Raw genomic sequence first — 21,928 nt, forward strand, 5'->3', positions numbered from 1 at the left:
GCTGGCTACTGCTGCCCTCCTGGGCAGACGAGTCGATCATGTCGCTATTTTATCGGCGCTGTCTGGGACTCCGCTGGGGGTGGGCCGAAGGGGCCCGATCGTCCGGTTCACGCGCCGCCGTTCGATCGTCACGCCGGTCCTGCCCGGCCGCCACCCGGGTTGCGTCCGGCCAGTTCGTCCGCGTCGAGCAGATTTCGGTCCAGCCGGCCGGACCGGTACGCCGCGCGACCGACCATCTGCGCCGCGACCGGCACGGTGGCCAGCTGGAAGACCCCCACCAGCAGGATCATGCCGAGATCCGCCGGGCTCCGCAGCCGCAGCGCGATGCCGAGCAGCAGCAGGAGCACCCCGAGCACCTGCGGCTTGGTGGCCGCGTGCATCCGGGACAGCGCGTCCGGAAAGCGCAGGGCGCCGATCCCGGCGGCCAGGCCGAGCAGCGCGCCGGCCACCAGGCAACCGGCACCGAGCCAGTCCGCGATCGTTCCGATCACGGCTGCTCCCGGACGGCGAAGCGGACCATTGACACCGTGCCGACGAAGCCGAGCAGGGAGAGCACCACCAGCACGGGCAGCGTGGTGGCGTGCCGGTTGACCGCCGCCTCGGCGCCCACCGCGCCGACCATGGTGGCGAGCAGCACATCCGCGGCGATCACCCGGTCCAGCAGCGATGGGCCCCGGTAGAGCCGGGCCAGCGCGAGCAGCGCGGTCACCGACAGCAGGGCGGTGAGGACGACAGCCAGGAACGTGGTCACGGGCGGGTACCCTTCTCGACGGGATCGGACTGGACGCGGCGCAGCTCGGCGGCGGAGCCCACCGCGCGGATGATCCGCCGCTCGACGGCGAGGGTGCGCTCCCGGGCGGCGGTCAGGTCCGCCGGCCCGTGGGTGTCCAGCACGTGCAGGTAGAGCGTCCCGGAATCCCGGTCGAGCTCGAGGATCAGCGTGCCGGGCACCAGCGAGACCGCCTCGGCGGTGAGCGCCAGGTTCAGGTCGGTGGGCACCCGCAGCTGAACCGCGATGATCGCCCCGCGCGGCCGGTAGCCGGGCTGCACGGCGATGCGGGCGACGTGCAGGCTCGCGCTCACCAGTTCCGTGCCGAAATTGACCGCGAACACCAGCAGCGCCCAGGGGCGCAGGCGGCCGCCGAAGGTGACCGGCGGTAGCGGGAAGAACAGCAGAACCGCACCGCCCACCAGCAGGCCGCCGGCCAGGTTGGCCCAGTTGACCTCGCCCCAGAGCAGGTTCCAGACCACCACCAGCCAGCCGAGCGCCAGCGCCTGGTCCCGCCAGCGCCCGAGCCGACCCCGCCGCGGGGGCGGGCCGGCGGCCGCCGGAGCCGTCCCGCGCGGGCCGGTCACGGTGCGCCACCCGGCAGCACGGCCCGCACGTACGGGGTACGCGAGATCAGGTCGGCGGCCGAGTCGGCGGTGACGTCGAAGATCGGGCCGGCCAGCACGGTGAGCGACAGCCCGAACGCGACCAGGCCCCCGGTGGCCCCGAGCATCAGCGTGGGCACTCGGACGGCGGGCTCGGCGGTGGCCAGCCGGGGCGACCGCCAGAAGGCGATGTTCCACACCCGGGAGGCCACGTAGAGGGTGAGCAGGCTGGTCAGCGTTCCGGCCGCGACCAGCGCCCAGGGCAACGGACCGCCGGCTGCCGCCCCGGCCTGGAGCAGGCCGAGCTTGCCGAGGAAGCCGGAGAACGGCGGCACCCCGGCGAGGTTCATCGCCGGGACGAAGAACAGCACGCCGAGCAGCGGCGCCATCCGGGCCAGCCCGCCGAGGCGGCGCAGGTCGGTGCTGCCGGCCCGCTCCTCGACCAGCCCGGCGACCAGGAACAGCGTGGTCTGGATGGTGATGTGGTGCACCACGTAGAAGATCGCGCCGGCGAGGCCGGCGGCCGTGCTCAACGCCACCCCGAAGATCATGTAGCCGATGTGGCTGACCAGGGTGAACGAGAGGAGCCGCTTCAGGTCCGACTGGGCCACCGCGCCGAGGATGCCGACCAGCATGGTCAGCCCGGCGACGACCATGAGCAGCCCGTCGACCTGCCCGCCCGGGAAGAGCAGCGTCTCGGTGCGGATGATCGCGTAGACGCCCACCTTGGTGAGCAACCCCGCGAAGACGGCGGTGACCGGGGCCGGCGCGGTGGGGTAGCTGTCCGGCAGCCAGGCCGACAGTGGGAAGACCGCCGCCTTGATCGCGAAGCCGAGCAGCAGCATCAGCTCCAGGGTCAGCCGGACGCTGTCCGGCAGGTCGTCGAGGCGCTGGGCGAGCTGGGCCAGGTTGAGTGTGCCGGTGGCCGCGTACACCAGTCCCACCGCGGTCAGGAAGATCATCGAGGAGAGGATGCTGACCACGACGTACGTCGAGCCGGTCCGGATCCGGGTCTCGGTGCCGCCCAGCGTGATCAGCACGAAGCTGGCGGCCAGCAGGATCTCGAAACCGACGAAGAGGTTGAACAGGTCACCGGCGAGGAACGCGTTGGTGACGCCGGCGGTGAGCACCAGGTATGTCGGGTGGAAGATGGCCACCGGCGCGGTCTCGTCCCTCTCGCTGCCGCCCTGGCCAATCGAGTAGAGCAGCACGCAGAGGGTGACCGCCGAGGAGACCACCAGCATCAGTGCGGCGAGTTGATCGGCGACCAGGACGATGCCGACCGGCGCCGGCCAGGCGCCCACCGCCATCACCACCGGCCCGTGCCGGTACGCCTGCACCAGCAGCAGAACCGCCACGGCGAGTGTGCCGCTCAGGCAGAGCGTGCTGACCGCCCGCTGGAGCCGGGGCCGGGCGGCCAGCAGCAGGGTCAGCGCCGCACCGAGCAGCGGCACCACCACCGGCAGCGGCAGCAGCGCGCTCATCACGCCTCGTCCCCGCGCCGCAGCCGACGCCGGGCGGGCTCGGGATCGACCTGCTCCGGATCCTCGTCCGGGCCCTCCCCACCGACGTCCATGACGCCCGTCTCGTTGCGCTCGGCCCGGCGGATGATCTGCTGGTCCTCAAGGTCGTCGGGCACCTCGTCGTCGCCGGTGAGATACCAGCTGCGGTACGCCACGGCGAGCAGGAACGCGGTGAACCCGAAGGTGATCACGATGGCGGTCAGCACCATGGCCTGCGGCAGCGGATCGCTCATCCGGTCCACCGGGCCGGTGCCGACGATCGGTGCCCCACCGGACCGGCCGCCCAACAGGATCAGCAGGTTGACCCCGTTGCCGATCAGGATCACGCCGAGCAGGATCCGGGTCAGGCTGCGCTCCAGCAGCAGGATCACCCCGCACCCGACCAAAACCCCGACGGCGAGCACCAGCACCAGCGTGGGCCCCGCGCCGCCGGTGGTCATGCCCGGTCCCCCTTGTCGACGGCGAGCCCGCCGGTGGCGGTTCCGGTCGCCTCGATGTGCCGGTCCACCTCGGCTCCCAGGCTGCGCAGGACGTCCAGCACCAGCCCGATCACGACCAGGTACACGCCGACGTCGAAGAAGAGCGACGTGACCAGGTGGGCGTCGCCGACCAGCGGTAGGGACTGATCGACCTTGGCGCTCTCCAGCACCGATCCGCCGGCCAGCAGCGCCACCACGCCCGTGCCCACCGACACGGCCAGCCCGGTGCCGAGGACCGTGCCGGCGCCGACCGGGGCCGCCTCGGCCAGCTCGTACCGGCCGCCGGCCAGGTAGCGGACCACCAGGGCTAGACCCGCCACCAGCCCACCGGCGAAGCCGCCGCCCGGCGCGTTGTGCCCGGAGAAGAGCAGGAACAGGGAGAACAGCACAACGGTGTGGAAGATCAGCCGGATGACCACCTCCAGGACGATCGACCGCCGCTCCTCGTGCAGGGTGGGCCCTCCACGCAGCCACACCGGCCGGCCGGTTCGGGTGGCCCGACTGTCCGACCCCGGTCGGCGCGGCCGTGGCCCGCCGCGGGACCGCTCGAAGACCAGGCTGGCCACCCCGGTCGCGGCCACCACCAGCACCGACAGCTCCCCCATGGTGTCCCAGGCCCGAATGTCGACCAGGGTCACATTCACCACGTTCCGGCCGTACCCCTGGGCCACCGCCAGGTCCGGAAAGGCGGCGGAGATCTCCGGTGCCCGGCGGGCGCCCGCCGCGACGAGGGCCAGCCCGGCGGCCACCACGCCGGCCGCCACCCCGATCGCCCGGCGGGCCCACCGGCTGCGGCGCAGCGGGCGGGCCGAGAACCGTTCCGGCAGGCGGCGCAGCACCAGCACGAAGACCGCGATGGTCGCGGTCTCCACCAGGAACTGGGTGAGCGCGAGGTCGGGCGCGCCGTGCAGGACGAACAGCAGGGCGATGCCGTAGCCGGTCATCCCGACCAGCAGCATCGCGGTCAGCCGGCGGCGGGCACCGACCGCCAGCACCGCGGCCACCGCGATCACCACCACGACAACCGGTTGCAGCGCGGAGTCCCAGAGCGGGATCCGAGCGTGCCACGGGCCTGCGGCGAGCATCGCCCCGCCGGGCAGCAGCACCAGGACGACCAGGATGATGCCCAGATACTGCGGCAGGGAGCCACGCTGGGTCGCTCCGGTGAACTCGATGGCCATCCGGTCGAACCGGCCCACGATCCACTCGTACCCCTGGCTGCCGGTGATCGGCGAGTGGGTCCGGGCCAGCACCGGGGCGAGCGGTCCGCGCAGGGCGAAGAGCAGGCCGCCGCCGGCGAGCGCCAGCACGGTCAGGCCGAGCGCCGGGCTCGGTCCGGACCAGAGCGCCAGATGCGCGTGCACCCCGCCGAGCAGATCGGCGTACGGGCGCAGCAGGCCGTCCAGCACGCTGGCGGCCGGGCCGGCGAGCAGGCTGGCGCCGGCCAGCACGGCCGGTGGGACCAGCAGCGACCCGGCGACCCGGCCTGCCTGGACCGGCTCCACGCCGGGCCGGTCGGCGAACGCGCCCCAGAGGAAGCGGGCGCTGTACGCGACGGTGAGCACCGTCCCGGCAACCAGACCAGCGAGGATCACCGGCTGGTCGGTGAACGCCGCGAACACTGCCTCCTTGGCCACGAAGCCGACCAGCGGCGGCAACCCGGCCATCGACGCCGCGGCCAGCACAGCGACCACGAACAGCGGCCGGGACCAGTGCCGCAGCCCGGACAGTTGGCGCAGGTCGCGGGTGCCGGCGCTGTGGTCGATGACGCCGACGACCAGGAACAGCGCCGCCTTGAAAAGCGCGTGCGACAGCAGCATCGCGGTGCCGGCCAGGGCGGCGTCCGGGGTGCCGGCCCCGGTCACCGTGACCAGCAGACCGAGCTGGCTGATCGTCCCGTATGCCAGCAACAGCTTCAGGTCGGTCTGCCGCAGCGCCGCCCAGCCGCCGAACAGCATGGTGGCCAGGCCGGCGACCTGCACCACGGGCCGCCACGGGCCGACCGTGGCGAGCACCGGCGCGAGCAGCCCGATCAGGTAGACGCCGGCCTTGACCATGGCGGCGGCGTGCAGGTACGCGCTGACCGGGGTGGGTGCCGCCATCGCGGCCGGCAGCCAGGTGCTGAACGGCAGCACCGCCGACTTGGACAGCGCGCCGGTCAGGATCAGCAGCACTGCGGTGACCAGGTACCCGCCGCCGGGCAGCGGCTGTGCGGCTATCTCGGACCAGCGGTAGGTGCCGGCGTGCTCGCCCAGCATGATGAACCCGACCAGCATTGCCAACCCGCCCAGCGTGGTGACGGTCAGCGCGTGCGCCGCCGCCCACCGGCTGGACCGCCGTTCGGTGCTGTGGCCGATCAACAGGTACGAGAAGATCGTGGTCAGCTCCCACCCCACGTAGAGCAGCAGCAGGTCGTCGGCGAAGACCAGGACCAGCATCGCGCCGGCGAAGGCGACCAGAACCCCGGCGAACTGCGCCAGCCCGGTCGAGCCGGCGGCGAAGTACCGGGCGCAGTAGACCAGCACCAGCGCGCCGATGCCGCCGATCAGCAGGGTCATCAGCCAGGACAGCGTGGTGAGCCGTAGCGCGATGTCGAGGCCCAACTGCCGGATCCACGGGTACGTCTCGACCACCGCCCCGCCGTGGCTGACGGCCGGGGTGCGGGCCACCGCCCAGCAGAACGCGGCGGCCGGCGCCAGCGCCAGCGGGTAGCACGCTCGTGGCCCCCACCACCGGACGAGCAGCGGCGCGGATAGGGCCGCCACGAGGTGGAGGATGAGCAGTACCAGCACTCGCGCTCCCGATCGAGGTGGCCGACGCCGGACAGCGGTGGCGCCTAGCAGCGATCAGACGTCAGTTCGTCGCTCGCCGGGCCGTTTTGCCGGAATTCGTGCGCTGCCGGCGACGGGCGGGTGCGCCAGGCGTGCGAGGTGCGGCAGCAGGCCGCGGACATCGTCGGCGGTCAGCGCAGCAGGGCGTCCTCGACGGGCACCGTGTCGTCGCTGGCCGGGCGGCCTCGTGCCAACTCGGCGAGCAGATCGACGCGACCGAGCTGACGCGCGACCTTGTCGACCACCCGCTCCGCTGCGGCCAGCGACCGCACCGAGAGCAGCCGGCCACGGCTCTCCCGGCGCAGCACGAAGTAGTGGACGGCGACGCGGACCTGGCCGCGGTCGGCGGCGCTGGCCTGGGCGGTCGAGACGACCAACTCGCGCAGGCAGCGGGCGAGGCGTTCGGCGAGCTGCAGCTCGGCACCGTGCAGGCCGCCGCGGAGCGTGGCGAGGTGGCTGTCGACCTTGCGGATCAGCACATCGGTGCCGGGTTCGACGTTGCGCTGCTCGCCGGCCATCCGATCCCCCCACCCCGGTTCGCGTTGCGAGTGAAGTTACTTTATGTTGCTCCTCAGAAGCAAGCAGTTAAGTGAGACTTAACGTATTAAGCGCGCGTTCGGTGCTTATGCCGTTCAGCCGGACACATTCCACCGTGGATCGTTCGTGGTTGTCGTACCAGCGGGGCACGATGGACCGGTGACCGGCGCAGACGCAGACACCGGCGCGGCGCTCGCCGGGTTCGGCCCGGCCACCCGCGCCTGGTTCGACGCCGCCTTCGCCGCGCCCACCGCCGCCCAGGCCGGCGCCTGGCGATCGGTCGCCGCCGGCCGCAACGCCCTCGTCGTGGCGCCCACCGGCTCCGGCAAGACGCTCGCGGCCTTCCTCTGGTCGCTGGACCGGCTGGCCCGCGAGCCGGCTCCGGCCGAGGCCCGACAGCGGTGCCGGGTGCTCTACGTCAGCCCGCTCAAGGCGCTCGCCGTCGACGTGGAGCGCAACCTGCGCGCCCCGCTGGCCGGCATCCGGCAAGCGGCGACCCGGCTCGGCGTCGCCCCGCCCGACATCACCGTCGGGATGCGCACCGGCGACACCCCGGCCGACGAGCGCCGAGCCTTCGCCCGCACCCCACCGGACATCCTCATCACCACGCCCGAGTCGCTGTTCCTGCTGCTCACCTCCGCCGCCCGGGATTCACTGCGCGGCGTCCAGACGGTGATCGTCGACGAGGTGCACGCGGTGGCCGGCAGCAAACGCGGCGCCCATCTCGCCCTCTCGCTGGAACGTCTCGACGAGCTGCTGCCCGCCCCGGCACAGCGGATCGGCCTCTCCGCGACCGTCCGGCCGATCGACGCCTGCGCCCGCTTTCTCGGCGGCGCCCGGCCGGTCGACGTCGTGCAGCCGGCCACGCCGAAGACCATCGAGGTCAGCGTGCAGGTCCCGGTGGAGGACATGACCCGCCTGGACGAGCAGGAGCAGCCGTCGGAGGACGCCTTCGGCGGTCCCGGGCCGCGCCGCGCCTCGATCTGGCCGGCCGTGGAGGAGCGGGTCTTCTCCCTGATCGGGGCACACCGCTCCACCATCGTCTTCACCAACTCCCGGCGCAGCGCCGAGCGGCTCTGCGCGCGCCTCAACGAGTTGGCCGCCGAGGAGGTGGCCAGCGCGCAGGCCATCGCGCAGGCAGGCAACGGCGCGGTCGGCGTACCGGACGGGTGGTCGCCGGGCGACGGCCCGGCGGGCGACGACGGCCCGGTGGGCGACGCGCCGCGGTGGGGTGGCCCGGCCGGTCCGGTCCGCAGCCGGCCGCCGGCCGAGGTCATGGCCCAGTCCGGCGCGGCCACCGGCGCGACGCCGGTGATCGCCCGGGCGCACCACGGCAGCGTCTCCCGGGAGGAGCGCAAGCACATCGAGGAGGCGCTCAAGTCCGGCCAGCTCCCGGCGGTGGTGGCCACCTCCAGCCTGGAGCTGGGCATCGACATGGGCGCGGTCGACCTGGTGGTGCAGATCGAGGCGCCGCCGAGCGTGGCCGCCGGGCTGCAACGGGTCGGCCGGGCCGGGCACCAGGTGGGCGCGGTCTCCCGCGGGGTGGTCTTTCCCAAGCACCGCGGCGACCTGCTCTCCTGCGCGGTGGTCGCCGAGCGGATGACCGACGGCGCGATCGAGGAGCTGCACTACCCGCGCAACCCGCTGGACGTGCTGGCCCAGCAGATCGTCGCCATGGTGGCACTGGAGCCGTGGCGGGTCGGCGACCTGGCCGTGCTGGTCCGCCGGGCCGCGCCCTTCGCCGAGCTGCCCGACTCCGCGCTGCACGCCGTACTGGACATGCTCTCCGGCCGCTACCCGTCCACCGCCTTCGCCGAGCTGCGCCCCAGGCTGGTCTGGGACCGGGCCACCGATGTGCTCACCGGCCGCCCCGGCGCGCAGCGGCTCGCGGTGACCAGCGGCGGCACCATCCCCGACCGGGGCCTGTTCGGGGTCTTCCTGGCCGGCGCCGAGCGCGCCGCCCGGGTCGGCGAGCTGGACGAGGAGATGGTCTACGAGTCGCGCGTCGGCGACGTCTTCCTGCTCGGCTCGTCCTCCTGGCGGATCGAGGAGATCACCCCGGACCGAGTGCTGGTCTCGCCGGCCCCCGGGCAGGCGGCCCGGATGCCGTTCTGGAAGGGCGACCAGCTGGGCCGGCCGGTCGAGCTGGGCCGCGCCATCGGCGCCCGGGTGCGCACCCTGCTGCGCCAGACCGACGAGGCGGCGCTGGCCGCGCTGCGCGCCGGCGGGCTGGACGACTGGGCAGCCGCCAACCTGATGGCGTACCTGCGCGAGCAGCGGGAAGCCACCCGCTCGCTGCCCGACGACCGGACGATCGTGGTCGAGCGGTTCCGCGACGAGCTGGGCGACTGGCGGCTGGCCGTGCACAGCGTCCTCGGTGCGCGGGTCAACGGGCCGTGGGCCCTCGCGGTGGGCCGCCGGCTGGCCGAGCGCTACGGGGTGGACGCTCAGGTGATGCCCTCCGACGACGGCATCGTCGTGCGCCTGCCGGACACCGCCGACGAGCCACCGGGCGCCGACGTGGTGGTCTTCGAGCCCGACGAGATCGCCCAGCTCGTGGAGGAGTCGGTCGGCACCTCGGCGCTGTTCGCCGCTCGATTCCGGGAGTGCGCCGCCCGGTCGCTGCTGCTGCCCCGCCGCGACCCGCGCCGCCGCCAACCGCTCTGGCAGCAGCGGCAACGTGCCGCGCAGTTGCTCGACGTGGCCCGCGAGTACGCCGACTTCCCGGTCACTCTGGAGGCCGCCCGGGAGTGCCTCCAGGACGTCTTCGACCAGCCGGCGCTGGCCGGGCTGATGCGCGACCTGGCCAACCGCAAGGTGCGGCTGGTCGAGGTGGAGACCAGCCAGCCGTCCCCGTTCGCCCGGTCACTGCTCTTCGGCTACGTCGGGGCGTTCCTCTACGAGGGCGACGCCCCGCTCGCCGAGCGGCGCGCCGCCGCGCTCGCCCTGGACTCGACGCTGCTCGGCGAGCTGCTCGGCCGGGTCGACCTCCGCGAACTGCTGGACCCGACGGTGCTCGCCGAGACCGAGCGGCAGCTGCGCTGGCTGACCGAGCAGCGCCGCCCACGCGACGCCGAGGACGTGGTCGAGCTCCTGCGGGTGCTCGGCGACCTGAGCACCGCGGAGCTGGCCGAGCGGGGCGCGCCGGAGACCTGGCTGACCGAGCTGGAGGCCGCCCGCCGGGTGCTCCGGGTCCGGATCGCCGGCCAGCAGCGCTGGGTCGGCGTCGAGGACGCCGCCCGGCTGCGCGACGCGCTCGGCGTGGCACTGCCGGTCGGGGTGGCCGAGGCGTACCTCGCCCCGGTGGCCGACCCGCTCGGCGACCTGGTGGCCCGCTACGCCCGCACCCACGGGCCGTTCGCTGCGGCGAGTTGCGCGGCCCGCTTCGGCCTCGGCGTGTTCGTGGTGGAGCAGACGCTGCGCCGGCTCGGCGCCACCGGGCGGGTCGTCTCCGGGGAGTTCACCCCGGATTCGGCCGGTGCCCAGTGGTGCGACGCGGAGGTGCTGCGGCTGCTGCGCCGCCGCTCGCTCGCGGCGCTGCGCCGGGAGATCGAGCCGGTGCCGCCCCGTGCGCTGGCCACCTTCCTGCCCCGCTGGCAACAGGTCGGCTCGTCCGCCCGGGGGGTGGAGGCGCTCGCCGCGACCGTGGAGCAGTTGCAGGGCGCGGCGGTGCCGGCGTCCGCCCTGGAGCGGCTGGTGCTGCCCGGCCGGGTCGCCGACTACTCCCCCGCCCAGCTCGACGAGCTGTGCGCCAGCGGGGAGGTGCTCTGGGCCGGGTCGGGGGCGATCTCCGGCGGCGACGGCTGGGTCACCCTGGCGTACGCGGACTCCGCGCCGCTGCTGCTCCCGCCGCCCGACGAGGCGCTGACCCGCACCCCGCTGCACGAGGCGGTGCTCGACGCACTCGGCGACGGGCAGGCGCTGTTCTTCCGGCCGCTGGCCGACCGGGTCGGCGCGACCGACGACGCGGCGCTGACCGCCGTGATCTGGGACCTGGTCTGGGCCGGTCACCTCACCAACGACACCCTCGCCCCGCTACGCGCGGTGCTCGGCGCCGGCGGTGCGCACCGCTCCCGACCGTCCGCGCCGCGTACCCGCTACCGGCGGCCGGGTCGGGTGGCGCTGCCCAGCCGGGGCGGTCCGCCGACGGTCGCCGGCCGCTGGTCGCGGCTGCCGGAGCGGGACCTCGACCCGACCCGGCGCGCCGCCGCCCTCGCCGACGTGCTGCTGGAGCGGCACGGGGTGGTCACTCGCGGCGCGGTGATGGCCGAGCAGGTGGTCGGCGGGTTCGCCGCCGTCTACCCGGTGCTGTCGGCGTTGGAGGAGCGCGGCGCGGCCCGCCGGGGCTACTTCGTGGAAGGGCTGGGCGCAGCGCAGTTCGCGGTGCCCGGCGCGGTCGACCGGCTGCGCGCACTGGCAGAGCCGGCCGACGGCGCCCGTGGCCGGGGCACCCCGGCCACGGTGCTCGCCGCCACCGACCCGGCCAATCCGTACGGTGCGGCGCTGCCCTGGCCGGAACGGGTGGTCGACTCCGGCGACGGGGCCGTCTCCGCGACCGGGCACCGGGCCGGCCGTAAGGCGGGCGCCCTGGTGGTGCAGGTCGGCGGCGACCTGGTGCTCTACGTGGAGCGCGGCGGCCGGACGCTGCTCTCCTTCACCGACGACGCCGACACGCTCGCCGCGGCCGGCAAGGCGCTCGCCGACGCTGTCCACTCCGGAGCGTTGGGCGCCATGTCGGTGGAGCGGGCCGACGGCGAGGCGGTGCGCTCGTCGGCGCTGCGCGACGCGCTGACCGCCGCCGGCTTCCGGGCCACCCCGCGCGGCCTGCGCCTCCGCGGCTGACCCCGCCTGCCGAACGGCCGGCCGGCTCGGTGCTCAGCGCAGGTTGGCGAGGACCTTCTCGTAGCGCGGGCGGTCGGCGGCCGGGGTCTTCGCCTCCAGGTAGTTGAGCACCACCGCACCGCGCTGGTACGACTGGCCGCTCCAGGTCGCCGCGATGTCACTGGCGCTGATCTCGTCGGGGAACACGTACACCGTGACGGCGTCGGTGGCGATGAGCTCGGAACAGCCCAGGCCGAGCCCGTCCGGGCCGCAGTCGACCGAGCGGTCCTTCGGGTGCGTCGCCTTCAGACCGGCGGCGACGAACGCGTCGACGACCTGCTTCGCGCCGGGCGCCCCGGCCGGGCGCTGGGGCAGCACCACCGGCGGCGGGCTGGACCGGCGCTCAGTCGGCCCCTGCGGAGCGGCGGGCGGCGGGGCCGGCAGGACTGGCCGGGCTGACGGAGCCGACGAGGGCGCGGCACTGCCGGCGCTGGGCGCGACTACCGAGGGCATCGGCGCCGCCGGCAGCCCGGTGGCCGCCGAAGCCGAGACGGACGAGGCGTCCGGCCGGTCGGCGTCGTCGCTGCCACAGCCGGCGGTGAGGGCGACGGCGACCATGAGCGCTCCGACGGCCGGCATGCTCCGACATGTCACCAGGGCAGTCTCCCCAACGGCACCCGGCGGCGGGAGTGGCCGGTGGGCCAGTGCGCCTGTCCCATATCCGCCAGCCGGCGGTGGGCCTTTGGGGTGGCTCCGGGCGACCTCCTGCGGGTCGCCCGCTGATATTCAACTGTGGAATGCTTCCCCGGTGGGTGAACACGTAGTTCCCGTGGGTTGTCCCTGCTGCGCCTCCCGGACCGGCGGCGGGACGTGCCCGGTCTGCTTCTGGACCGACGACGGTCAGACCGACGCCGATGCCGACGCCGTCCGGGGCGGCCCCAACGGCGATCTCAGCCTCTCGCACGCCCGCCTCAACTACGCCGTCTACGGTGCCAGCCACCCGCGCTACCAGGACATGGTGCGCCAGGCCCGCCCCGACGAGCGCCCCTGACGGCGCCCGACGGAACGAACTCGGCTCAGCAGACCGGCACCGCGCCTCCGTACACGCTGGAGACGTACGCGTGGCTGACGTACTGCCCGCTGGCCAGGCGGTTCCACCGCGTGGTGGTGCGGTAGGGGCCGGCCACCGACTGGCCGGTGACGTAGCACTGGATCGGCACGTTGGCGAACCGGGCGGCAAGGCCCCGGATCGGGGACGACGTGCTGGCGGCGGTACGGATGTTGAGCGGCCCGTCGCCCACCACCCCGCGCGGCCCGCCACCGGTCCACAGGTAGGCCACGTCCACCCAGGCGTTGGTGGTCAGCTTCAAGCCGTCCCAGAAGGTGCCGTCGGCCAGGTCGACGCCGGCCGGGTTGAGCACGGTGCGGCCGAACTGGTCCCGCCCGCCGTTGTAGCCGGACTGGTACGCGGCCTGCGCCTCGGGTCGGCCCTGCGGCAGGTACGGCCCGACGTCCCAGACCGGGGCGTACTCGCAGCGGGAGCCGGTGGTGGTGCAGACCCGCACCGTGTAGTCGCCGCTGTTGAGCGGCGACAGGCCACGCCGCGACGGTAGCGCCACGAAGTGGTCCCGCGGCTGCACGGTGCGACCGTTGGCGGTCTGCTCGCCGACCAGGCCGATCCGGGTGGCGTACACCCGGTAGGTGAGGCCGGGCGTGGCGGCGGAGACGGCGGCGGCCGCGTCGGCGGTGAGCTGGACACCGCGTACCGTCGCGGTGGCCCCGCCGGCCGGCGCGGTGAGCACCACCCGGGTCTGCACCCGACTGACCGGACGGTCGAAGACCGCGCCGGCGGTGGCGGCCCGCCACTCGGTCCAGCCGTTGACCCGCCAGCCCCGGACCTGCGCCTCTACGGTGGCGCCGGCGGGGACCTGGGCGGTGATCTCGGCGCGGACCCGGGTTGCCGGCCGGCTGAGGGTGCGCGGGGCGGTCAGCAGCATCCCTTCGGCGACCGCGCTGCGAGGGCTGCGCCCGGCGGACCGGGCCTCGCGCAGCCGCAACCCGGCGGCGGTACGCCGGACGTTGACGTCGTCGCGGTCGACGACCGACAGATCAGCGTTCCAGCGTTCGCCGGCCGGGGCGGCGACGAGGGTGAGCGAGTGGCCGGCGGCGGAGGTGGCCGGGACTGCGGTGATGGCGGGTATGAGCGCGACGGTGAGCCCGAGGGTGAGGGTGGCGACGAGGGCGACCGATCGGATACGACAACGCGGTCCCATCATGGGCATTCTCCTCAGAACCTCCTGACCCTCGCATGTCGGGAGATCATGAGGAACCAGAGTACAAATAGCGACACATGCGAATGCCGCTCTAAGGAGGGAGAATGGCGGGGTGCCCGAAGGCGACACTGTCTGGAACACCGCGCGCGTGCTGCACCGTGCGCTGGCTGGCACGCGGCTCACCTCCAGTGACTTCCGGGTGCCGCAGTTGGCCACCACCGATCTCACCGGATGGACCGTGCGCGAGTCCGCCAGCCGGGGCAAGCACCTGCTGCTCCGCCTCACCGCCCCCGCCCGGCCGCGCGGAGCCGCCCCCGCCGACGGGCCGCGCGGAGCCGCCGCCAGCGCGAGCGCCGGGGCCGATGAGCCGCACTGGACGTTGCACTCGCACCTGCGGATGGACGGCGCCTGGCGGGCGTACGCGCCGGGGGAACGCTGGAGTGGTCGACCGGCGCACCTGATCCGGGTGGTGCTGCGCAGCCCCGGCGCGGTCGCCGTGGGCTACCACCTGCACGAGCTGGCTCTGGTGCCGACCGTCGAGGAGGACCGCCTGGTCGGCCACCTCGGCCCCGACCTGCTCGGCCCGGACTGGGATCCGGCCGAGGCGGTGCGCCGGCTCGCCACCCACCCGGAGCAGACGATCGGCGAAGCGCTGCTCGACCAGCGCAACCTGGCCGGGGTGGGCAACCTCTACAAGTCCGAGCTGCTCTTCCTGCGCGGCGTGTCACCGTGGGCGCCGGTGGGCGCGGTGCCCGACCTGGACGGGATGGTGGCCCTCGCGCAGCGACTGCTGGCCGCCAACCGGGGCCGCTGGACGCAGAGCACCACCGGGTCGCTGCACCGGGGGCAGACCAGCTATGTGTACGGCCGCCGCGCCCAGCCCTGCCGCCGCTGCGGCACCGCCATCCACAAGCGGGAGCTGGGCGAACGGGTTACCTACTGGTGCCCGGTCTGCCAGCCGGAGCACCCGGCCGCCCCGTCGCCCGGCTGACCATCCCTCGTGAACCGAGGTCATCCCAGATACGGACGATTGGGTAATTCCTAACCGGCCGTCCGAGTCTCATGCTGCGGTTGGGTGCTCACCGACCGTCAGCAGAGTGCCGGGCTCGACCAGGTCGCCACGCCGGGGTGGCGGCCCTCGTGCCCCGACCCCGGGAGAGTCATGGCGATGTTCCGCAGACTCCGCTCCACCTTCTTCGAGCGGACAGCCCGCGACAACAACAGCCGCGCCAACGGCTGGACCGCGTCCGTGCCGGCCGCCCGGACCGCCGAGGAGGCCGCCCCGACGGCCAGCCTGGACCCGGCCGTCCTGCCCCGCTGCTTCGGCCCGGTGCCGAACTTCGCGCACAGCCCTCGCCCGGCGCGTGACCCCGACGGGCGCGTGGTACGAGGCACCGGCCTGCGGAAGTTCGTCGACGCGCTGCCGATCCCGGGCCAGCAGGGCCGCACCGAGCTCGGCGGGTACCTCCCGGTGGCGGTACCGGACACGATCAGCTACCCCGGCTGCGACTACTACGAGATCGGTCTGCAGGAGTACGCCCAGCGGCTGCACCGCGACCTGCCGGCCACCCGGCTGCGCGGCTACCGCCAGCTCAACCTGGGCACCGACGCGTCGGGCCACAACACCGTGGCACCGCCGGAGCGGCCCTGGCACCTCGGTCCGATGATCCTCGCCCGCCGGGGCCGACCGGTCCGGGTGAAGTTCATCAACCAGCTCCCCACCGGTCGGGCCGGCGAGTTGTTCCTGCCGGTTGACGACACGGTCCCGGGGGCCGGCATTGGCCCGCTGGACGGCCCGGCGCCGTACCCGCAGAACCGGGCGGTGCTGCACCTGGCCGGGGCGCGGACCGGCTGGACCAGCGCCGGCAACCCGGGGCAGTGGATCACCCCGGCCGGGGAGATCACCCCGTACCCGACCGGGCCGGGCCTGACCCACGTGCCGGACATGCCGCCGCCCGGGACCGGCGCCACCACGCTCTACTACCCGAACGAGCAGAGCGGCCGGCTGCTGTGGTTCCACGACAACACCCTCGGCCTGGCCCGCCTCACGGTCTACGGCGGGCAGCTCGCGCTCTACCTGCTGACCGACCCGGCCGAGGAGCAGCTCGTCGCGGACGGGGTGCTGCCGCCCGACCAACTGCCGCTGGTGATCGAGGACAAGACGTTCGTGCCGGACGACACCCAACTGGCCGCCGAGGACCCGACCTGGGACCGGGAACGCTGGGGCGCTCGGGGCAGCCTCTGGCATCCGCACGTCTACCAACCCCGGCAGAACCCGTACCGGTCCGGCGGGCGCAACCCCACCGGCCGGTGGGACTACGGCCCCTGGTCCCGCAACCCGGCCCCGGACGGCACCCGTACCGACGGCTGGCCGACGGCGGACGGTGCTGGACCGCCGCTGACCGGGCCCGGCCCGGTCTCGAACCCGCACCACGACCCGGTCGGCGCACCCGACGAACCCCCGCTCAGCCCCGGGGTGCCGCACCCGTCCGCGGTGCCCGAGGCGTACGGCGACACCCCGCTGGTCAACGGCGCCGCCTACCCGTACCTGCAGGTGCGGCCGCGCGCGTACCGGTTCCGGATCCTCAACGCCTGCCTGGACCGCAGCCTCAACCTCCAGCTCTACCGTGCCTGCTCGGACAGCCCCATGTGGACCGACGACGGCGACCTGGTCGACGCCGACGCCGGCGAGGTGCCGATGGTGCCCGCCGTCCGGGCGGCGGACCGGCCGGCGAGCTGGCCGACCGACGGGCGGGACGGCGGGGTGCCGGACCCGCGCGCCGCCGGACCGGAGTTCATCCAGATCGGCAACGAGGCCGGCCTGCTGCCCGCCCCGGTGGTCCTGCCGAACCAGCCGATCGGCTACCGCTACGACCGCCTCGACCCGACCGTGCTGAACGTCGACGGGCACGCGCTGCTGCTCGCCCCGGGCGAGCGGGCCGACGTGCTGGTCGACTTCTCCGCCGTGCCACCCGGCAGCACGCTGATCCTGTACAACGACGCCCCGGCCCCGCTGCCCGGCTTCGACCCGCGCTACGACCAGCACACCGACGCGCCGGACCGAACCACCGAGGGCGGCCCGCCCCCCACCGAGCCGGGGTACGGCCCGAACACCCGCACCCTGCTCCAGTTCCGGGTGACCGGGGCGCCGGCACCGCCGTACAACCTGGCCCGGCTGCGCGACCGGCTGCCGCTGGCGTACGTGGCCAGCCAGCGCCCGCCGATCGTGCCGCAGCCGGCGTACGACCCGGCGTTCGGCACCCGGACCGCGCGGGAGACGACCGTGCCGGTGCATGCCAGCACGGTGACCTTCACTCCGGCGGGCAGCTCCGGCCCGGTCACCCTGCCGGTCGCGGTCAAGGCCGCGCAACAGGTCTTCGAGCCCGACCACGGCCGGCTGGCCGGCCGGCTCGGCGTCGGGCACCCGCACGCCGGGCCGCTCACCGCGGCGACCCTGCCTCTCGGGCCGACCGACCCGGTCACCGAGGTGCTCTTCGCCGCCGACCCGGCCGTGCCGGTCGGCGCGCCCACGGACGGGACGCAGCTCTGGCGGATCAGCGGCAACGTCCGGCAGACCGAGCCGCTGCGCTTCGGCGGCTGCGACGTGCAGCTGGTCAACCGGGTCGGTTGGGACGGCACGCTGCGACCCCCGCACGGTACGGAGCTGGGCTGGAAGGAGATCGTCCGGGTCAACCCCCGGGAGGACGTGGTGGTGGCGCTGCGCCCGGTCGCCCCGACGCTGCCGTTCAAGCTGGGCGACAGCGTCCGGCTGCTCGACCCAGGTCGCCCGGCCGGGGCACGGACCGGGTCGACCCCGGTCAGCCCGGCCGACGGGCGACCCGCGGTGGTGGTGAACCAGCTGGTCAACCTGGGCTGGGAGTACCGCTTGCACAGCCAGCTCGCCGGCCACCGCGACCTGGGGATGAACCGGCCGTTGGTGCTGCGGGTGGCACCGAAGGCACCGACCGGGCTGACCGCCACGCCGGCGCCCGGCTCGGCCACCGCCCTGCCCGCGATCGCGCTGGCCTGGACCGGCAACGGCGGCCGCCCGCCGGCCACCAGCCACCTGCTCCAGCGGGCCACCGACGCGACCTTCGGCGGCGAGGTCACCACGATCACCGTCGCGGCCGCCGCCACCCGGTACACCGACGCGACGGTCACCCCCGGAGTCACCTACCACTACCGGATCCGGGCAGAGAACGCGGTCAGCTACTCGTCCTGGTCGAACAGCGTGCCGGCCTCCGTACACCTGGCCGCTCCGGGTGGGCTGATCGGGGCGATCCCGCCGGCCGCGCCGCTACGGGTGGCACTGCGCTGGACGAACCGTTCCTTCGCCACCGGCATCGACGTGCAGCGGGCCACCAACCCGACCTTCACCAGCGGCCCCGGCACCACCGCGATCGGGGTCGGCGACAACCACCTGGACGTCACGGTCGCCCCGGACACGACGTACTACTACCGGGTGCGGACCACGTACCTGGGCGCCGCCTCGGCCTGGTCGACGGTGGCCGCGGTGAGCACCCCACCCGCGCCGGGCGCCCCGAGCGGGGTGAGCGCCACCGCCAGCGCTCCGGCACCGGACACCGCGACGGTGATCCTGGGCTGGGCGGTGACCACGCCCGCCGGCCCGGGGTCCGGATTCATCGTTCAACGGGCGCTGGACCCGGCGTTCGGCCGGGAGGTGGCCACCTTCACGGTGACCGGTCGCGGATTCACCAACACCGGGCTGGCGCGGGGCGTGACCTATCACTACCGGATCCGGTCGTTCAACGTCGTGGGCAGCTCGGCGTACACCGGCCCCATCCCGGTCACCACCCCGCCGTGACCGGCCGGAGTGCGCGGCGCCGATCAGCGGTGAGTTGTGCTCAGCGGGGCGCGCGCAGCGGCGGGTTGTGCTCCGCGGAGGCGCGCAGCGGCGTGCCGACGGCGCGCAGCTCGGCCAGTGCCGAGGCCACCCCGTGCAGCAGGTCGGTCGCCTCGGTGAGTCGGGCGGCGGCCGGGTCGGCGGTCTCCGGGCGGGCGTCCTCGGCCAGATAGCCGGCGGCGGCGACCACCAGCCGTTCGTAGGCCGCGACCCCGCTCTCCAGTTGGGCGGTCAGCGCGCCGTGCGCCTCGGCCAGCGGCGGCCGGGCGTCGGTCGGGGCCAGCCGCAGCGCCCGTTCGACGCTGGCCACCCGGCCGACCAGGTCGCGCAGCGACCGGTCGGCGGCGGTGGCCTCCAGAACCGCTGGTTCGGCCAGCCCGGTGAGACGGGGGGCCATCCCGGCCAGGGTGAGCGCGGCCCGGTCCAGTCGGGCCCACTGCTGCCCGGCGCTGGTGCCGCGCAGTGCGACCCGGGTGCGGACCCGACGTACCTCGGCCAGCACGCCCGGACCGATCGGCAGCCGCTCGACGGCGGCGACCAGGCGTGCCCGCGACCGTGCCGCGGCCTCGGCCGGGTCCAGCGCCGGGGGCGCGGGGCGGGCGGCCAGTGCGCGCAGGTCGACCCAGCGCCAGGCGGCCAGCGCCACCGCACTGCCGGCGGCGCCAGCCCAGGCCGCGTCGGGCAGACCGAGGCCGGCGTACGGAGTCAGGACCGCCGCCGCGCCGCCGAGTCCACCGGCCAGCACACTCCACCGCCGGGCGGACCGGCGCAGCCGATCCAGCCGGCGGAAGTACCGCGTCCGCTCGTCTGCCACCCTGACCTCCTCGGACCGGTCGTTCAGCCGGCGGCGGTCGGGTCGCCGGTGCCCCGCTCGCGGGCCATGCTGGCCCGGAGCTCGTCCAGCCGTGCAGCGGCCGCCGGGTCACTGGCCGGGCTGGCCGAACTGGCCGGGCTGGGCGTCCCGGCCTGCGGCACGGCCGGTCGCTGCGCCGCACCGCCGAGCTGCTCTCCGGCCATGCTCGACCGGATCTGCTCCAACCGGGCCGAGCCTGCCGAGTCGATGGTCGCCTTCTGGATCTCCAGCATCCGGCCCTCGACCGAGTTGCCGGCCAGCTCCGCGCGGCCCATCGCGTTGGCGTACCGCCGCTCGATGCGGTCGCGGACCTCGTCCAGGGACGGGGTGGTGCCCGGCGCGGTCAACGACGACATCGACTCCAGCGAGCGGGCCACCGTCTCCTGCATCTTGGCCTGCTCCAGCTGGCTGAGCAGCTTGGTGCGCTCGGCCAGCTTCTGCTGGAGGATCATCGAGTTGTTCTCCACGGCACGGCGGGCCTGCGCGGCGGCGCCCAGCGCCTGGTCGTGCAGGGTCTTCAGGTCCTCGGTGGCCTGCTCTGCGGAGACCAGCTGGGTGGCCAGGGTCTGCGCAGACTGCTCGAATCGCCCGGCCTCGGCCTCGTCACCCTTGGCCCGGGCCTGGTCCGCCAGCACCAGGGCCTGCCGGGCGTTGCCCTGCAACCGCTCAACCTCGGTCATCTGCCGGGACAGCTTCATCTCCAGCTGACGCTGGTTGCCGATCACCGCGGCAGCCTGCTGGACCAGCGCCTGGTGCTGGCGCTGGGCATCCTCGATGGCTTGCTGGATCTGCACCTTGGGGTCGGCGTGCTCGTCGATCTTGGCACCGAAGAGCGCCATCAGGTAGTTCCAGCCCTTGACGAACGGGTTCGCCATCTCCGCGGTATCCCCTCAGTAGCGTCGCTCCGTCGCGCTCGGGCCGGATGGACCGACCCGAACGTGACCCGGCCGATCTCCATCGTCCCAGCCGGACGCCAACAAGGCATCCGTACCGGACGGTCGAGAGCACCGCCAGCTCCTGAGGGCAACCCTACGCGGCTGGTGCCACCTCGCCCATGGTCCACACGAAGGACCTCAGGCGGCGCAGACCACGTCCCGGTCGCGCTCGGTGGGGCGGACCCGGGTGCTGCGCAGCGTGGCCTTGAGCGGCGAGTCCTGACGGACCGAGACCGCGACCTTGCCGTCGGAGGTGACCTGACGTACGCCCCGGTTGGGGGTGTTCCTGCGCACGGCGGACGCGGCACCGACGGGAGCGGCCTCGGCCTGCTCGTCCGGCATGGGAACCAGCACCCCGGGCATCTGCTCGGCCAGCGCCACGGTGTCGCTCACCTCGCGCAGCAGCTCGGACAGGCGGGCCCCGAGCGCGTCGCAGATCGCGGCGAGCAGCTCGCTGGACGGCTCCTTGTGCCCCCGCTCGATCTCGGAGAGGTAGCCGAGGCTGACGTTGGCGGCGGTGGACACCTCGCGCAGCGTGCGCTGCTGCCCCTGCCGGCGCGCCCGCAGTGCGTCACCGATCACCCGGCGTAGCAGGACCATCGCACCTCCCCCTGAGGGATACCTCTCACCCGGTGCCGGACAACCAGTCGCGGCGAACCGCGCCAGCCCCGAGCGCCGAAGTCTTCCCGCAACCGTACCCGGTGCGGGCCCGGGCGACATCCCGCCCCGCCCGTCGGTTCGCCGGATCGGCTCACCGCCGCCCGGCCCCGGCCGTCCCCGCCCCGTCCCAGGCCGTCCCGGCGGCGTCGGCGTCGTCGGCCGCGGCGTCGGCCCGGTCGTCAGCGTCAGCGTCGGCGGCGTGGATCCGCTCAGCGAGCAGGCGCAGCGCCTCGATCACCGCGGCCGAGCGGATGTGCTCCCGCCCACCGTTCAGGTCGAGCTCGCGGACCTCACCACCGTTCGGCCCGGCGACCGCGACGTAGACCAGGCCGACCGGCTTGCCGTCCTGCGGCTCGGGACCGGCGACCCCGGTGGTGGCCAGCCCCCAGTCCGCGCCGCAGCGCTGCCGGCCGCCCTCGGCGAGCGCCTCCGCGACGTCCGGGTCCACCGGCCCGCGCTCGGCGAGCAGGTCAGCCGGTACGCCGGCCAGCGCGGCCTTGAGGTCGGTGGCGTAGACCACCAGCCCACCCCGGTAGATCTTGCTGACCCCGGCGATCTCGACGATCGATGTGGCGAGCAACCCCCCGGTCAGCGACTCGACCGTGGCCAGGGTCTCGTGCCGCTGCGCCAGCCTGTGCACCACACCAGCCGCTGGGCTGCCAACCGGCCGCTCAACATCCGCATCCCGCTCCATAAAAAGGTCCTTCCCCACCCACCCACCCCTAACCTTCGCGACATTCCACGTTGACCATAAAGTCATTGCCCCGACACGCCGCGC

17 protein-coding genes are annotated in these 21,928 nt (G+C 74.4%); 4 read left to right on the forward strand and 13 right to left on the reverse strand.

The features are described from left to right. Positions 1–128 precede the first annotated feature (128 nt). From mnhG to ACFY29_RS23520, 7 genes are all read right to left on the reverse strand, one after another. Positions 129–488 (reverse strand): monovalent cation/H(+) antiporter subunit G, encoded by a 360-nt coding sequence (gene mnhG / locus ACFY29_RS23490; RefSeq protein ID WP_355608492.1) that lies wholly within the window; start codon positions 486–488, stop codon positions 129–131. Further along, positions 488–751, reverse strand: coding sequence for a monovalent cation/H+ antiporter complex subunit F (locus ACFY29_RS23495; RefSeq protein ID WP_355608247.1), 264 nt, complete (start codon positions 749–751; stop codon positions 488–490). The genes mnhG and ACFY29_RS23495 overlap by 1 nt, the downstream gene beginning before the upstream one ends. Next, the gene (locus ACFY29_RS23500; RefSeq protein ID WP_386989582.1) at positions 748–1,356 is read right to left on the reverse strand and encodes a Na+/H+ antiporter subunit E; all 609 of its coding nucleotides are present in this window, start codon (positions 1,354–1,356) and stop codon (positions 748–750) included. The genes ACFY29_RS23495 and ACFY29_RS23500 overlap by 4 nt, the downstream gene beginning before the upstream one ends. Continuing rightward, a complete protein-coding gene (locus tag ACFY29_RS23505; protein ID WP_386989585.1) occupies positions 1,353–2,858 on the reverse strand; it encodes a Na+/H+ antiporter subunit D in 1,506 nt (501 codons plus the stop codon). The genes ACFY29_RS23500 and ACFY29_RS23505 overlap by 4 nt, the downstream gene beginning before the upstream one ends. After that, on the reverse strand, positions 2,858–3,337 hold the full coding sequence (locus ACFY29_RS23510) for a Na(+)/H(+) antiporter subunit C (protein WP_386989588.1): 480 nt from the start codon (positions 3,335–3,337) through the stop codon (positions 2,858–2,860). The genes ACFY29_RS23505 and ACFY29_RS23510 overlap by 1 nt, the downstream gene beginning before the upstream one ends. Beyond that, positions 3,334–6,168 (reverse strand): Na+/H+ antiporter subunit A, encoded by a 2,835-nt coding sequence (locus ACFY29_RS23515; RefSeq protein WP_386989591.1) that lies wholly within the window; start codon positions 6,166–6,168, stop codon positions 3,334–3,336. The genes ACFY29_RS23510 and ACFY29_RS23515 overlap by 4 nt, the downstream gene beginning before the upstream one ends. 170 nt (positions 6,169–6,338) lie before the next feature. Then, on the reverse strand, positions 6,339–6,725 hold the full coding sequence (locus ACFY29_RS23520; protein WP_328424727.1) for a hypothetical protein: 387 nt from the start codon (positions 6,723–6,725) through the stop codon (positions 6,339–6,341). Between the two features lie 178 nt (positions 6,726–6,903). Between ACFY29_RS23520 and ACFY29_RS23525 the strand changes: the two genes are divergently transcribed. Then, the gene (locus ACFY29_RS23525; protein WP_386989594.1) at positions 6,904–11,586 is read left to right on the forward strand and encodes a DEAD/DEAH box helicase; all 4,683 of its coding nucleotides are present in this window, start codon (positions 6,904–6,906) and stop codon (positions 11,584–11,586) included. A 33-nt stretch (positions 11,587–11,619) separates the two neighbouring features. Here the strand turns inward: ACFY29_RS23525 and ACFY29_RS23530 are convergent, their stop codons facing one another. Then, on the reverse strand, positions 11,620–12,204 hold the full coding sequence (locus ACFY29_RS23530; protein WP_386989597.1) for a hypothetical protein: 585 nt from the start codon (positions 12,202–12,204) through the stop codon (positions 11,620–11,622). A gap of 169 nt (positions 12,205–12,373) precedes the next feature. On the opposite strand from ACFY29_RS23530, the gene ACFY29_RS23535 reads away from it, so the two are divergent. Then, positions 12,374–12,616: a CPCC family cysteine-rich protein gene (locus tag ACFY29_RS23535; protein ID WP_278138018.1), complete on the forward strand. Its 243-nt coding sequence runs from the start codon at positions 12,374–12,376 to the stop codon at positions 12,614–12,616. Between the two features lie 25 nt (positions 12,617–12,641). Here the strand turns inward: ACFY29_RS23535 and ACFY29_RS23540 are convergent, their stop codons facing one another. Next, positions 12,642–13,841 carry a hypothetical protein gene (locus ACFY29_RS23540; protein ID WP_386989602.1) on the reverse strand — a complete coding sequence of 400 codons (1,200 nt, stop codon included), beginning with the start codon at positions 13,839–13,841 and terminating at the stop codon, positions 12,642–12,644. Between the two features lie 109 nt (positions 13,842–13,950). On the opposite strand from ACFY29_RS23540, the gene ACFY29_RS23545 reads away from it, so the two are divergent. Then, positions 13,951–14,829, forward strand: coding sequence for a DNA-formamidopyrimidine glycosylase family protein (locus tag ACFY29_RS23545; RefSeq protein ID WP_386989605.1), 879 nt, complete (start codon positions 13,951–13,953; stop codon positions 14,827–14,829). 171 nt (positions 14,830–15,000) lie between these two features. Next, a complete protein-coding gene (locus tag ACFY29_RS23550) occupies positions 15,001–18,663 on the forward strand; it encodes a hypothetical protein (protein WP_386989608.1) in 3,663 nt (1,220 codons plus the stop codon). Positions 18,664–18,703: 40 nt separating this feature from the next. Here ACFY29_RS23550 and ACFY29_RS23555 read toward each other — a convergent pair whose 3' ends face one another. From ACFY29_RS23555 to ACFY29_RS23570, 4 genes are all read right to left on the reverse strand, one after another. Beyond that, a complete protein-coding gene (locus ACFY29_RS23555; protein ID WP_328424706.1) occupies positions 18,704–19,516 on the reverse strand; it encodes a hypothetical protein in 813 nt (270 codons plus the stop codon). A 23-nt stretch (positions 19,517–19,539) separates the two neighbouring features. Beyond that, positions 19,540–20,430 (reverse strand): PspA/IM30 family protein, encoded by an 891-nt coding sequence (locus ACFY29_RS23560; RefSeq protein WP_328424704.1) that lies wholly within the window; start codon positions 20,428–20,430, stop codon positions 19,540–19,542. Positions 20,431–20,628: 198 nt separating this feature from the next. Continuing rightward, on the reverse strand, positions 20,629–21,090 hold the full coding sequence (locus tag ACFY29_RS23565; protein WP_386989612.1) for a helix-turn-helix domain-containing protein: 462 nt from the start codon (positions 21,088–21,090) through the stop codon (positions 20,629–20,631). Positions 21,091–21,241: 151 nt separating this feature from the next. Then, positions 21,242–21,844: a CinA family protein gene (locus tag ACFY29_RS23570; RefSeq protein ID WP_328424700.1), complete on the reverse strand. Its 603-nt coding sequence runs from the start codon at positions 21,842–21,844 to the stop codon at positions 21,242–21,244. Positions 21,845–21,928: the final 84 nt, after the last annotated feature.

The organism is Micromonospora sp. NPDC000668, from assembly GCF_042897975.1.
Lineage (GTDB): Bacteria > Actinomycetota > Actinomycetes > Mycobacteriales > Micromonosporaceae > Micromonospora.

Excerpts from the sequence above, each read along its gene's own strand:
- ACFY29_RS23570 (WP_328424700.1), bottom strand. The coding sequence starts at position 21,844 with ATGGAGCGGGATGCGGATGTTGAGCGGCCGGTTGGCAGCCCAGCGGCT.
- ACFY29_RS23560 (WP_328424704.1), bottom strand. The coding sequence starts at position 20,430 with ATGGCGAACCCGTTCGTCAAGGGCTGGAACTACCTGATGGCGCTCTTC.
- ACFY29_RS23565 (WP_386989612.1), bottom strand. The coding sequence starts at position 21,090 with ATGGTCCTGCTACGCCGGGTGATCGGTGACGCACTGCGGGCGCGCCGG.
- ACFY29_RS23510 (WP_386989588.1), bottom strand. The coding sequence starts at position 3,337 with ATGACCACCGGCGGCGCGGGGCCCACGCTGGTGCTGGTGCTCGCCGTC.
- ACFY29_RS23540 (WP_386989602.1), bottom strand. The coding sequence starts at position 13,841 with ATGATGGGACCGCGTTGTCGTATCCGATCGGTCGCCCTCGTCGCCACC.
- ACFY29_RS23520 (WP_328424727.1), bottom strand. The coding sequence starts at position 6,725 with ATGGCCGGCGAGCAGCGCAACGTCGAACCCGGCACCGATGTGCTGATC.
- ACFY29_RS23505 (WP_386989585.1), bottom strand. The coding sequence starts at position 2,858 with ATGAGCGCGCTGCTGCCGCTGCCGGTGGTGGTGCCGCTGCTCGGTGCG.
- ACFY29_RS23550 (WP_386989608.1), top strand. The coding sequence starts at position 15,001 with ATGGCGATGTTCCGCAGACTCCGCTCCACCTTCTTCGAGCGGACAGCC.
- ACFY29_RS23530 (WP_386989597.1), bottom strand. The coding sequence starts at position 12,204 with ATGCCGGCCGTCGGAGCGCTCATGGTCGCCGTCGCCCTCACCGCCGGC.